We start from the raw sequence: 11,599 nt of genomic DNA on the forward strand, positions 1-11,599 counted from the left end.
GGTGAAGGAGTTACAGACTCCCTCCGCCTGGCCAGGAAGAAACGACAGGCTCCGGACTTCTTCGTGCCCCGGCCGCCCGGCAACGGGGGCCGGGCGCGAGGGCGGACCGACGTCGGGACTTCGGGCGGCGCCCTGCGCCTCGGCGCGCCCCATGGCCGCGGCTCAGGGCGCGCCGCAGGCAAGCCACTCGGCGAGGTTGCGGCGCTCGGCGTCCATGGGGCGCGGGTCGTTGGGGGGCATCTCCTGATTCACGCTGCCGTCCGCCTGGGCGCCGGCCGCCTCGTTGATGCGCGCCGCGTTGGCGCGGACGACGGCGAGCTGGTCCCAGTCCAGGCCCGGCGGCGCGCCGTTGCGCGCGGCCCCGGTGCGCGTGGAGGCGTGGCAGCGCGTGCAGTACGCGTCCAGGAAGGGGCGGCCGAAGTTCTGCTCCGTGAGCGCCGTGCCCGCGGGTGGGCACGCCACCTCATTCCCGTCACCGGGCCCATCGTCATCGTCGTCGCCGCAGCCCACCAGGGCCAGGGCGGCGGAGCAGGACAGCACGGCGGTCCAACGAAGCAGGCGCGACATGGGGGCTCCTCCAGCGGCGGGCCTGACGCCCCGGGAGGGGGCGAGGGCCCGCCAGCCCTCCCGGATAGCGGAGCGGGCCCGCTGGCCGTCACTGACCGGGGGTGTCGCCGCACGTCCGGCAACGGACTGCCCGCGTGCTCGCCGGGGAGGCGGAGCCCCGAGCCCCCGCCGCGCTCCGGCTGCCCACCCCCGCGGCCCGTGCCCACGTTCACGCGAGGGCCGAGCGCGAGGCCCTGGCAAGGAGCGGATGATGGCTCGGCGGAGGTACACCCCCTGGTCGGCCACCAACGGGCTTCTGTTCGGCCTGGCGGCGGGCGTGGTGCTGGCGCTCGCGGAGGTGGTGCTGGCCGTGGCGACGGGGGAGGACGCCCTGCGCCCGGTGCGCATGTCCGCGGCGGTGGGGCTGGGGCAGGCCTCGCTCACGGGCGGCGTGTCCGCCGGGCAGGTGCTCCTGGTGGGCCTGGGCATCCACCTGGCGCTGTCCGCGCTCGCGGGGCTGGCCTACTCGCTCCTGGACGCCGTGCTGCCGCCGGACGGGCGGGGGCGCTGGGAGTTCCAGAGCGCGGTGGGGATGCTCTTCGGCATCCTCGTCTGGGCCGTGAGCTTCCAGTTCGTCGGGCGCGGCTACTACCCGTGGTTCCACGAGGTGCCGCAGTTCCCCCAGATAGTCCTGCACGCCGTCTTCCTGGGGCTGCCGCTGTCGCTGCTGTTCACCACGGCCGAGCGCCGCCGCGCGCTGATGGACGCGGTGGAGGCGCCCCCGGCGCGGCGCGCGGACCTGTGAGGCCCCGGAGCGCGGAGGGCCCCCGAGGCCGGCGGGCCGGCAGGGCTCACTCGGAGAAGGCGATGGTGGTCATCAGCGCGTTCTCCGCCTGCCGCGAGTCCAGCCGCGTGTGCTGCACGACGATGGGCACGTCGGAGATGAAGACGCTGGCGTAGTCGGTGTCGCGGGGGATGGGCTCCGGGTCCTTCAAGTCGTTGAAGCGCAGGTGGAGCGTGCGGCGCGCGCCCACGGTGATGCGGTAGGGCCCCGCGGGCTCCCGGTCCTTGAAGAAGACGGTGAGCTTCACCTGGGCGTCGCGGTTGCCCGTGTTGAGGAGGCAGGCCGTCTCGTGGCTCGTCATCGCCGGCGCGGGGCCGGTGCTCTCGCTGGGGATGTAGCCCTCGGCGATGGCCCACCTGTGGCGTCCGATGGAATCCATGCATGCGCTCCGTTCATGAAGGGTGGGAAGGCGGCGCGAGCGTGGACCCGTCGCAGGCTCCGGGGAAGCGCCTTCCTCGGGCTCCGTGGGAAAGGAGACGGGGGCCCGGGTGCGCGGGCCTCCGGCGCATGGGGCGGCGCGCCCCGCACGGAGGGCCTGTGCGGGGCGGGTGCATGGGGACCTGCGCGTTTGAAAAAACGCTGAAGGTATGGTGAAAGTACCCGACCTTGAGGGTTATCTATGGGCCTCCGAGGCGCCTGGAGCGGGGCCCCTCCTTTCGTGGACTGACACACGCATGGACACAGAACTGGCGAGCATGCTGGGAGCCGCGTCGAGGGCCGCCCGGGTGCGGATGGGACTGACGCAGGCGGACGTCGCGGAGCGGATTGGCATGGCGTCGGAGGTGTACGGCCGGCTGGAGCGCGGGCACATGCTCCCCAGCGTGCAGAACCTGCGCAGGCTGTGCGTCGTGCTCAACGTGCCACCGCACGCGCTGCTGGGCCTGGGCGAGGAGCTGGCCGCCCCGGCGCCCGCGAAGGACAAGGCGGTGGCGAAGACGCGCGAGGACGACACGCCGGAGATGCGGCGGCTGATGCGCAACCTGCGCAAGCTGTCGCCCGTGCAGCTCAAGCTGATGAACCTGGTCGCCTCGGCGATGCAGCAGAAGAAGAAGTGAGGCCCCGGGCCCCGCCTCCGTGACGGAGTCGGGGCCCGTGCCCGGGCGCGGGCCGCGAAAGGCGGCTCGCGCCGGGCGGGGATTCACCACCGGTCCACCACCGTGTACTCGTCGGTCCGGTACCAGATGGGCTTCTTCGGGGTGGAGCCCGGTGCGTTGTGCACCTTGCGGCGCTTCAAGTCCCCGGACCGGGCGCAGATGTTCATGCCGAGGGGCTCGGAGGTACGGGTGCGCGGGGCCCTCGCCTCGAACCACTGGATTTCGGCGTCCTCCCCGTCCACCCACACCCAGCCATTCATGACGGTGCCAGAGGGGAACGCGCCTGGGTTCCGGACGATGCTCGTGATGAAGCCCGTCCTCAGGCCGCCATTGAGCACCGCGCCGTCGACGTAGTCCTGGTGGACGTCGAGCTGGGCGGTGCCCACCAGGGGGAGGCGGTACTGCCCGCGGTACTTCTCCAGCACGTCGTTCATCTCCCTCAGGGCATTGGGGGAGCAGGGCTCATTCCTGCGCGGTTTGTCTCCCATCGGGGTCGCATAGGGGGTGCTCGCGCAGTGGAGGCTGGCGGCGGCGGCCATCCCCGCGAGGCTGGCAGGCAGCACGCGCTTTCGTGTGGCGGGGGACTTGGGGGCTCCAGGAGTCGTCGGGTTCGTCACGGTTTCTTCTCTCGTGGTTGGGGAGGTCTCCGAGGTCTCCGCCTCCATCCCGGCATCCGCTCCCATGGGGACCTGCGGCTCAGGGGTGGCCAGGACAGGAGCCGGGGGCGCGGCGGGCGGGGGCGAAACCAGGGCCCGCCGCTCGGAGGAAGGCTCCGAGCGCTTCCACCCGAGCAGGGCCACCAGTCCGAGGAGCACCCCCGCGCCCAGCAGGTGCAACGAAGCCGCGGGGCGCAGCCGGGGCAAGGAGCGGGCCGGGGATGCAGGCAGGTCGGATGGAGGTGCGGGACTCCGTGCGAGAGGCGAAGCCCTCGGGGTGGGGCGGATGACGGACGTCGGACGCGCCCCCCGCTCCGCTGGCAGCTCGCGCGCCGGAGTCGTCTGGGAAGGTGCTTCTTCGGGACTGGGAGGGAACAGCGGCTCGTCCCAGTCGGGGCCCGCGGCCCGCAGCGCTTCCTCGAGGGCGGCGTGCAGGGCCTCGCCATGGGAGAACCGCTCCCGGGCTCGCTTTCGCAGCAGCCGCAGGGCAATGGCTTCCAGCGCGGCCGGAACGCGGGGGTTCACCGCCGAGAGCAGGGGTGGCAGGCGCTCCTCGATGTGCTCGATGAGCACATCCCGGGGGAGGGTGGGCGAGAACGCGGGAGCCCCCGCCAGCACTTCGTAGAGCGTCACGCCGAGGGCATACAGGTCATCCGTCGCGCGGAAGGGATAGTGCGCATCGGGTCGGGCATGGTGCTCGCGGTGGAAGCGCAGCGCCTCCGGAGTGCGGTAGTGCGGCGTACCCGGAGGCAGCGAGCCCTCGGTGAGTGGGAGGGACTCGGCGTGGTCCGCGCTGCCAAAGTCCACGAGGATGGGCTCCTCGTCGAGGGCGCGCACGAGGATGTTGGACGGCTTGAGGTCGCGGTGGAAGACCTCGCGCGCGTGGAGCTCACCCAGGGTCTGTGCCAGCCGGGCGAAGAGGCGCGCCACCCTGCGTGCCGAGGGGCGCTTCCGCTTCACCCAGTTGGCCAGGGTGGAGCCCTCCACGAAGTCCATCACCACGTAGTGGTAGCCGGTTCGCGCATCGGGCCACCGGCCATGGGCCCATACCTTCGCGACGTTCGGGTGGGCGGCCTGGAGCAGGCAGGCCAGCTCCTTGGTGGCGCGCGCATCGGTGTGGTTGAGGTCTTCGCTGCCCGGGCCGCGCAGGGCGAACTTGAGGGCGTGGACCTGCCCCTCGTGCTCCACCTGGAACACGATGCCGAAGGAGCCCGAGCCCAACTGCGCGAGGATGCGCCATGGGCCCACCGTCATGCCCGGCCGGAGCGCCACCGGGTGCGCCACCGTCATGGCGTCTCCCCGGCGGAAGGCCGCGCGAGGTGGACTTTTCCCAGTGTCAGGACGCGCGGTCCGCCCTGCTCATGGATGTCGATTCGCAGCAGCTCGGATGGAAAATGCGGACGCGCGGGGAGTTCCAGCACGAGCCTTCCCTCGGAGCCGGGGAGGAGTGTCGGCACATCCAGGTCCGTCGCCCGGACCGGGACTTCTTCTTCCGTCTTCTCGACGCGTACCTGCACCCGGCCCGGCCGCCAGGGCGCCTGACCCTTCGCGAGGAAGAGGGTGGCCTCCAGGACCAGGAAGCCAGGGGCGATGAAGGCCCTCATGCCGGCGGCGTAGAGGCGCGGCGGCTCCTCTTCCGTCGAGGGGCGGTGGTTCAGCGGCTCCGCGACGATGCCGCTCTCCACGTTCCGGGAGAAGAGGAGGTTGGCGAAGCGCCCCGAGTCCTCGCAGCGGGCCTGCACGGCGCTCAGGTGTTCCACGAGTGCCTCGGGCGCGAGCGCGGTGCGGAAGACGCGAACCTGGCGGTCCACCTCTCCTGGCTGTCCCATGAGGGCGAACGTCACGCGGTTGGGGATGTGGCCATCGGCGAAGCGCAGGGTGAGGGGGATGCGCTCCTGGGGCGTGAGCTCCATGCGGGGCAGGAGGATGAGGGCGCCCTCGGTGATGTCGACGCGCTCGAACCGCTCCCGGGACGCCCCCAGCTCCAGGCTGGCGGGAAGCACGGGCGAGTCGAACAGCAGCACGGTGACGGTCCCCGCGGCGACGTGCACGACGTGCGTCGCCGCCGGAGTCTCCGCCGAGAGGGTGATGTGCCGCTGCCGCATCTGCCGCTCCACTCCGGGTTCTCCCGCTACCGCGGCCATACCTGCCAAGGTGGTAAGTACCAGCATGACCCGGGGAAATGGTTGGAGCAAGCGCTGACTACCTCCTGGGTCAGCACCCTAGCAGGGAGGGATGACACGCGGTGACGTCACAGGTTGGCGGCCGTGCGAGGCCCGGTGGGTAGGGCGGGAGACCTGGGGTGGGTGCCAGGTCCTTGAATTTCCTACGACTGGGGCTTGGAGGCGTCTCCGGGCCCAGGGTAACGGTGGGGGCGGCGGGGTGGACGGGGCCGGGAAGGGCTGCGTTGAGTAACCGGGGGCCTGCTCGCGGCGTAACAGGCTCTGCCCCGTTCGGGGGGCCTCCTCCGTGTCACGAGACCTCATCCATGCGACTGCCCGCCGTCTTCCTTGCCGTGCTGCTGCTGGCCGCCTGTGGTCCGTCATCCTCCGTGGACGAGCAGGTAGGCCTGGTGGGGGACCTGGACACGTCCGAGGCCGGCATCACCGCCTTCGTGCGGGAGGGGCGCTACAAGAGCTGGTTGGCCGAGCCCGCACCGCGCGACTCGGTGAACTCGCATGGCTCCAAGGTCCGCGTGTTCTTCAACGACGTGCTGGTGGAGTCGATGCGGGCGGGCAATGCGACCCACCCGCGAGGCAGCATCACGGTGAAGGAGCTGTACGAGTCGGATGGGAAGACGTCGCGCGGCCATGCGCTCGACGTGAAGGTGGCCGATGGCGCGGGCAAGGACACCTGGATTTTCTACGAGGGCTTCGGGCCGGACTACGACGACAACTACTACGGCCGTGCCCATGGGACGTGCCATGGCTGTCATGCGAGCAACGGCACGGACTACGTCGCCACGCCGCTGCCGGAGTAGGCGGCTCGACCGGCTGCCGGCGGCGCGTAGACTCTGTGCCCATGGTCGATGAGCTCGTGCGCAGGCTGGGCCTGGTGCCCCATCCCGAGGGTGGCTTCTACAAGGAGACGTACCGCGCGGCGCTGTCGGTGGAGACGCCGCGAGGCGTGCGCTCGGCGGGCACGGCCATCTACTACCTGCTGCCGCGAGGCTCGTTCGCGGCGTGGCACCGGGTGACGTCGGACGAGGTGTGGCACTTCTACGACGGGCACCCGCTGGAGCTGCTCCTGGTGGGCAGTGACGGGCGGCTGGAGACGGTGGTGCTCGGGCGGGAGGTGACGAAGGGCGAGCAGCCGCAGGTGGTGGTGCACGCGGGCGTGCTGCAGGCGGCGGTGCCTCGGGGAGAGTTCACGCTGGTGGGCTGCACGGTGTCGCCCGGCTTTGACTTCTCGGACTGGGAGATGCCGTCCGCTGAGTCGCTGGTGGCGCAGTACCCGGAGCATGCGGAGCGGATGCGTCAGTTGGCGAAGGCCGCTGGGTAGGCGGGGCAGGCGATGCACTGAATGGAGGGCTGTGCTCGAAAGTTTCCGAGACGCTGTGCATGTGCTGCTGGTGGACGGAAGCCGAAGTGCAGATGAGCGGAGAGTCCTGCAAGCTGCCCACGCATGAGGACCGCTCTCCTGGTGGTGTTGCGCCTGGCCCTGGTCTGCTGCTGCGTGCTGGCTTCCTCGTGCGCTACGTCACCTGACGGCCATTCGGAGAGGGCCCGTCCCGAGGAGGTGCGGACGACGCAGCTGTCAGGAGAGCGGGTACGACTCACCTTCCCGCCGTTGGAGGTCAGCCCTGCGCTGGGGAAGCTGAGTGCAGAGGAAGCCCGAGCGGTGCTCGCCGGCTTCCACCAGGCTCTGCGCGAGGCCACCCCGCCGCGTGTCCAGCGTGCGCTCGCGGGCGGCGGGGGCACACCGGCCCCGTGGGAGCTCCAGCTTCGACAGGAGTTCCTCGCGCGGTACGGGCCCTCACGGCTGCCGCTGCCGGACTCGGTGGAGCAGAGTCGGTTGTTCCTCGTGCTGCGCCGGTCGACGCGCTACATGGCGCCGGGCATACGTGACGCGGCGGAGGAGCTGTTCAGCTCACCGGCCTTCCTGGCCAGCGTGGCGCTGTCGGTGACGGTGTACCTGGCGGCATGGGCGTTGCCGGAACCCGTCTTCAGCAAGGCCTTCGCGGCGGCGCTGACGGTGAGGCTGGCGATTGCGGTGGGGCTGCTGGAGCTGCGCAACCTGGGAGTGGCCTGCTACCAGCTGTACAAGGATGCGGAAGCGGCGAGGACGGTGGAGGAGTTGGAGGCAGTGGCGGAGCGCTTCGGGCGGGCGCTGGGAGGCACAGCGCTGCGAGTCGTGGTGCTGGTGGCGACCTTTGGTGTTGGGAAGACGCTGCCGAAGGTGCCGGAGGGCGGAGGCTGGTCGCTTCTCAAACCCTCGCGGTACGCGGTGCCCGGCGGGCTGACGTGGCAGAGCGCGACGACGGCGCAGATGGTGGCGGACGGTTCGCTGGTGGTCAGCGGTGTGGCAGTGGGGACGGCGACGGGCTCCGCGTCAGGAGGGGCGGGGAGCGCGTGCACGGACGGCTCGGTGAAGAAGGACGACCACCAGTGGCACCACATCGCCACGAACAAGAACGATACGGCTGAGGTGAGAGGAGGGCCGTGGACGCCACGCTTCGAAGAGCTTTTTGGAAGGGCTGGGGTGGGGCTGGATGACCCAGTAAACCTTGTCTACCTGAAGGGACATCAGGGGCCGCATCCGGAGCGGTACCACGAGGCAGTATTTGAGCGGGTGCGATCTGCACTCGGAGATTGTCGCCCCCGGGCGGACTGTCGCCCCCGCCTGTTGACGGAGTTGAAGAAGCTGGCGAGCGAAATCTGTACCGGCGGTTCCCTGCTGCACCGGCTCGTCACGAAGTGATAGTGCCTCAAGGAAAATGCTCATGAATCGGTACTTCAAACTGACGGATGACATGCGCATCCGACGGCGTTGGCACCTGAGGTCACCCCGGGATGAGCAAGGACAGGAAGTCCATTCCTGGCAGTTCTTTGAGAGCAGAAGAATCGAGCTGCAGGACACGATTCGCTTTCCCGTGAAGCCTGCGGGGCAGGTGCTCGAGTTCACCCTGGACTCCTTTGCGACGCCAGTCGTCCACGAGCGCGTCGTCCAGTTGTTCGAGCGTCTTGGCATCTCGGAGGTCCAGTTCATCCCGGTGGAGGTCGAAGGGCACGAGGGGCCCTACTTCATCCTCAACACGCTGCGGACCCTCCGCTGCATCGATGATGCTCGCTGTGAGGAGGTGCAGTACTGGAAGCCGGAGGATGAACGGCCCGATAAAGAAGGTCAGTATCGCTCCGTCATCGGCATGCGCATCGACCCGACGAAGGTGGGCGATGCCCGCATCTTCCGCCCGTGGGGCTGGTCCGTGGCCCTCATCGTCTCGGAGGACCTCAAGCAGGCCATGGAGGACGCGGCCATCACCGGCACGAAGTTCGAAGAGGTCTGACCCCGGGCCGCACGGCTACGGCCGGTTGCGCGTGTTGAAGTGGAACGTCCGGATGACGAAGTTCCCCGCCCAATCATCCATCCACACCTCCACCGTGTGCGCCCCGTCCACCAGCTCGCGCGTGTCGAGCTCCGCGGTCCACGTCCCGTCCGGCTGCAGCGTCGCCGCTCGAATCCCCGAGCCATCGCGGGTGAAGGCCACCCCGCGCACGCCGCCCACCGTGTCCGTCACCCGCGCCGTGAGCACGATGGGCCCGCTGTACGTCCCACCGGGCGTCGGAATCACCAGCTCCGCCTCCGGCGCCGAGTTGTCGTACCGCACCGTGCGCGTCAGCGACGTCGTCAGCCCCGTCTCGCTCGTCACATCAATCGTGAACGTGTTGACGCCGGGCACCAGGTGCAGCTGCGCATTCACCGCGCCGCCGCCGCGCGGCAGCGAGTACGTCCCGCTCGACGACACCACCACCTGCGTCGAAGACGCCGAGTACACGCCGATGCCGTACCACAGCGTGTCCCCCGGCTGCGGCCCCATCAGCCACCCGTCCGGCAGCCCCGTGCCCACAAACGGCGCCTGGGCATCCACCCAGACATTTACCACCTGCTCCGTGGCGTGGCCCGCCGCGTCCGTCACCCGCACCAGAATCGCGTTCTGCCCCGGGTTCAGCCACACCGTGTGCGTCACCGTGCCGCCGCCCGCGGGCACCTGCGTGACGTGCACCCAGTTCGTCTCCACCCGCACCGGCGACCAGTCGCGCACCACCACCTGGACGTCCACGCTGTACACGCTCAGCGCCTTGCCGTTGGCTGGCGACAGCAGCGTCACCTCGGGCGCGGTGTTGTCCACCATCACCGTCGCCTCGTCGCTGGACAGCCCGCCGAGCGTGTCCGTGGCCACCAGCCGCACCACGTTGGGCCCGTCCCGCAGCGGCAGCGAGGCCATCACCAGGCCGCCATTCACGTCCGGCACCACGGGGTACGTCTCGCCGTGGATGATGAAGGCCGCGGACTCGATGGAGGTCCCCACGGCCAGCGGCGTCGTGAAGCCGCACGCCGTCAGCGACGTCGCTCCGGTGAAGTCTGGCAGCCCGCACAGCGTCACCGACGGCGCGGGGTAGGGCGACGGAAGCACCTCCACCTCCTGCGACGCCGTGCTCCCCAGGCGGTTGTCCCGCTCCGGCTGGAGCGTCACCCCCGAGTACACCGCGCGCAAATCCTGGAGCCCCAGGTCGTCCCACGTCGCCGCGCGAGGCCTCCAGACAATCGAATACACCCCGTCCCCATCCGCGTCGTTGTCCGCCCCCACCGTGACGCCCGCGACGCTGAAGGTGATGACGCCCATGCCAGGGCCTCGTGCCTGCCAGCCCCGGTCATCCACCACGCGCGCGGACAGCGTGTTGGCCAGCGCCACCGTGAGCGGGCCACTTCCGGGTGACAGCAGCGCCGTCGTGGTGGGCAGGCCCTCGGTGGGCGCGGGGGGCGTCGTGTACGTGGAGGCCTTCGTGGCGCCCTTCACTCCCGCCGCCCCGTCCGAAGCCGCCACCACCATGACGTCCGACGACAGCGAGGCCGCCAGCCCCGGGGGCGCGGTGATGGTGAGCAGCACCGTGGTGGACTCGTCCGGGCCCAGCTCCAGCGTCGTCCTGTCCAGCGTCGCCGTCCACCCGGGCAGCCCGCCCTGCGTGCTCAGCGAGTACTCGTCCGTCTTGTACCCGTGGTTGCGCACGGTGAGCACGTACGTGGCCGTCTGGGGATTGGGCAGGTCATGCTCGAGCGGCCTGCGCGCCGCGCCGTTCACCGAGACGCCCACGCTGAAGTCGCCGAAGCACGCCAGCCCCATGGCGGCGAAGGTGGTGGGGATGTCCGGGTAGCGCGTGCCCACGCCCCAGCTTCCATCCGCCGCCTGCCGTGACTTCAGCCAGTCGAGCGCCCCGGACATGCGCCCGTCCGCGCCGGGCTTCCGTCCCGCCAGGCACAGCGCGTACAGCGAGAGGCCGGTGGCGAACTCGTCGGCGGGCTCGCCCGCGAGCGTCCCCCAACCGGGCGCGTCCCCGAGCGCGCGCGTGGCGAGCAGCTTCGTGGCCAGCGTGCCCAGGGCGGCGGTGTTCACGCCGTTGTCCCCGGGCCCCGCGGCCTTGAGCCCGACGATGGCCCACGCCGTCTGGTGCGTGTAGCGCTGGCCATCCGCCTGGGCCCCGTCCGTCAAGTCATTCATGTGCGCGCGCACGTAGGCGGCGGCCCTGTCCAGCGCGGCCTGGTACTGCGCGCCCTTCGCCGGGTCCACGCGCTGCTTCGCCTGGGAGATGGCCGTCATCAGCCGCGCGGTGATGGCCACGTTGCCGTAGCCCACCGGGTAGAAGGGGAAGTCCTCCAGCCAGCGGCCGGTGGCCTCCTGCTGGCTCACGGCCCAGTCCGCGGCGCGCACCAGCGGCTCGGAGAAGCGCGTGCCCATGTTCGCGTCGTAGCCCGCCAGCCCGAAGGCGGAGTAGCTCGTCTTGGACATCGGGTACCAGTGGCCCTCGTGAATCCACGAGCCGTCGGCGCGCTGCTCGGACTGGATGCGCTCGGTGACGAACTCCAGGTTCTGCCGGTTGGTGCGCCCGTTGTACGTGAGCGCGTCCAGGTCGTAGCCGGTGGTGCGCGCGGTGGCGAGGCCGAACACCGCCGCGCCGTGCCGGTGACACGACGTGCAGCCGAAGCGCACGTTCCAGTTCGCCGCGTCCGCGCTGAGGAAGTTGATGGCCCGCTGCGCGGCCTCCGCGTTGGTGGCCGCGCGCGCGGACGGGGTGAACCACAGCGCGAGCAGTGCAATGCCAAAGACCCAGCCGGACGCGGGCGTGGAGCGGGACGGGAGACGAACACCAGAGCGGATGGGCATGGACACGCGGAAGGCACCGCCGAAGGCCGGAGCGCCTGCGAGGAAAGGATACCGTCGAGGGTACGGGTGAGAGCAAAAC

General features: G+C 70.6%; 11 protein-coding genes. 6 read left to right on the top strand and 5 right to left on the bottom strand.

Going from position 1 to position 11,599, the window contains the following annotated elements; translation table 11 throughout:
• Nucleotides 1–162 precede the first annotated feature (162 nt).
• Nucleotides 163–567 (bottom strand): c-type cytochrome, encoded by a 405-nt coding sequence (locus LXT23_RS07335; protein ID WP_253979345.1) that lies wholly within the window; start codon nt 565–567, stop codon nt 163–165.
• Nucleotides 568–814: 247 nt separating this feature from the next.
• Here LXT23_RS07335 and LXT23_RS07340 point away from each other — a divergent pair, with 247 nt between their 5' ends.
• Nucleotides 815–1,351, top strand: a complete 537-nt coding sequence (locus LXT23_RS07340) for a hypothetical protein (RefSeq protein WP_253979346.1) — start codon at nt 815–817, stop codon at nt 1,349–1,351.
• A gap of 46 nt (nt 1,352–1,397) precedes the next feature.
• On the opposite strand, the gene LXT23_RS07345 is transcribed toward LXT23_RS07340, so the two are convergent.
• Nucleotides 1,398–1,769: a sensory rhodopsin transducer gene (locus tag LXT23_RS07345; protein ID WP_253979347.1), complete on the bottom strand. Its 372-nt coding sequence runs from the start codon at nt 1,767–1,769 to the stop codon at nt 1,398–1,400.
• Nucleotides 1,770–2,064: 295 nt separating this feature from the next.
• On the opposite strand from LXT23_RS07345, the gene LXT23_RS07350 reads away from it, so the two are divergent.
• Nucleotides 2,065–2,445, top strand: coding sequence for a helix-turn-helix domain-containing protein (locus tag LXT23_RS07350; RefSeq protein ID WP_253979348.1), 381 nt, complete (start codon nt 2,065–2,067; stop codon nt 2,443–2,445).
• A gap of 83 nt (nt 2,446–2,528) precedes the next feature.
• On the opposite strand, the gene LXT23_RS07355 is transcribed toward LXT23_RS07350, so the two are convergent.
• A complete protein-coding gene (locus LXT23_RS07355; protein ID WP_253979349.1) occupies nt 2,529–4,430 on the bottom strand; it encodes a serine/threonine protein kinase in 1,902 nt (633 codons plus the stop codon).
• Complete coding sequence (locus LXT23_RS07360) at nt 4,427–5,311, bottom strand: DUF2381 family protein (RefSeq protein ID WP_256560683.1); 885 nt, start codon at nt 5,309–5,311, stop codon at nt 4,427–4,429. The genes LXT23_RS07355 and LXT23_RS07360 overlap by 4 nt, the downstream gene beginning before the upstream one ends.
• A gap of 317 nt (nt 5,312–5,628) precedes the next feature.
• Between LXT23_RS07360 and LXT23_RS07365 the strand changes: the two genes are divergently transcribed.
• The 4 genes from LXT23_RS07365 (at nt 5,629) to LXT23_RS07380 (ending at nt 8,646) form a co-directional block, all read left to right on the top strand.
• Nucleotides 5,629–6,120 (top strand): hypothetical protein, encoded by a 492-nt coding sequence (locus LXT23_RS07365; RefSeq protein WP_253979350.1) that lies wholly within the window; start codon nt 5,629–5,631, stop codon nt 6,118–6,120.
• Between the two features lie 41 nt (nt 6,121–6,161).
• A complete protein-coding gene (locus LXT23_RS07370; RefSeq protein WP_253979351.1) occupies nt 6,162–6,641 on the top strand; it encodes a cupin domain-containing protein in 480 nt (159 codons plus the stop codon).
• 123 nt (nt 6,642–6,764) lie between these two features.
• Nucleotides 6,765–8,060, top strand: a complete 1,296-nt coding sequence (locus LXT23_RS07375; protein WP_456104644.1) for an AHH domain-containing protein — start codon at nt 6,765–6,767, stop codon at nt 8,058–8,060.
• A 22-nt stretch (nt 8,061–8,082) separates the two neighbouring features.
• On the top strand, nt 8,083–8,646 hold the full coding sequence (locus LXT23_RS07380; RefSeq protein ID WP_323378814.1) for an imm11 family protein: 564 nt from the start codon (nt 8,083–8,085) through the stop codon (nt 8,644–8,646).
• Between the two features lie 15 nt (nt 8,647–8,661).
• On the opposite strand, the gene LXT23_RS07385 is transcribed toward LXT23_RS07380, so the two are convergent.
• Nucleotides 8,662–11,520 (bottom strand): Ig-like domain-containing protein, encoded by a 2,859-nt coding sequence (locus LXT23_RS07385; protein ID WP_253979547.1) that lies wholly within the window; start codon nt 11,518–11,520, stop codon nt 8,662–8,664.
• Nucleotides 11,521–11,599: the final 79 nt, after the last annotated feature.

The sequence above is a fragment of the Pyxidicoccus xibeiensis genome, assembly GCF_024198175.1.
GTDB lineage: Bacteria > Myxococcota > Myxococcia > Myxococcales > Myxococcaceae > Myxococcus > Myxococcus xibeiensis.